This window comes from Acidiphilium sp. PM, assembly GCF_000219295.1.
GTDB classification, from domain to species: domain Bacteria; phylum Pseudomonadota; class Alphaproteobacteria; order Acetobacterales; family Acetobacteraceae; genus Acidiphilium; species Acidiphilium multivorum.
On sequence record NZ_AFPR01000387.1, the window covers coordinates 1 to 751 of the forward strand.

Genomic DNA, 751 nt, shown 5'->3' on the forward strand with positions numbered 1-751 from the left:
AGCCGGTCGGCCACGAGGTCGAGCAGGTGCGTGTCATGGGTCACCAGCACCACCGCGCCGGCGAAATCGGTGATCGCGCGCACCAGCGCCTCGCGGGCATCGATGTCGAGATGGTTGGTCGGCTCGTCGAGGATCAGCACCTGCGGCGCGTCGCGCGTGGCGAGGGCGAGCAGCAGCCGCGCCTTCTCGCCGCCGGAAAGCTGGCCGACCACCGTCTCCACCCGGTCGGCGTCGAGGCCGAACCGCGCGGCCTGGGCGCGCAGCTCCGTCACCGTCGCCTTCGGCAACGCGCGGGCGAGATGGCCGAGCGGCGTGTCCGCGAGGTCGAGATCGTCCTCCTGGTGCTGCGCGAAATAGCCGACGGTGATGCCCCTCGTGCGGAACGATGTCCCCGCCATCGGCTCCAGCCGCCCGGCCAGCGCCTTGGCCAGGGTCGACTTGCCGTTGCCATTGGCGCCGAGCAGGGCGATCCGGTCCTCCATGTCGATCCGCAGCGACACCTCGCGCAGCACCGGCTTGCCGTCATAACCCAGCGTCGCGCGGTCGAGGGCGAGCAGCGGCGGCGAGAGCGGCCGCGGTTCCGGGAAACTGAACCGCGTCGGCGCGTCCTCGACGATCGTGTCGATCACCGGCATCCGCGCCAGCGCCTTGAGGCGGGACTGCGCCTGCCGCGCCTTGGTCGCCTGGGCGCGGAAGCGGTCGACGAAGGCCTGCATGTGGGCGCGCTGGGCGGCGATCCGCGCCGCCTCGC

1 protein-coding gene is annotated in these 751 nt (G+C 72.6%); it reads right to left on the reverse strand.

Going from position 1 to position 751, the window contains the following annotated elements; all coding sequences use genetic code 11:
* On the reverse strand, positions 1-751 hold a 751-nt coding region (locus APM_RS12935; protein ID WP_039888639.1), incomplete at both ends, for an ATP-binding cassette domain-containing protein.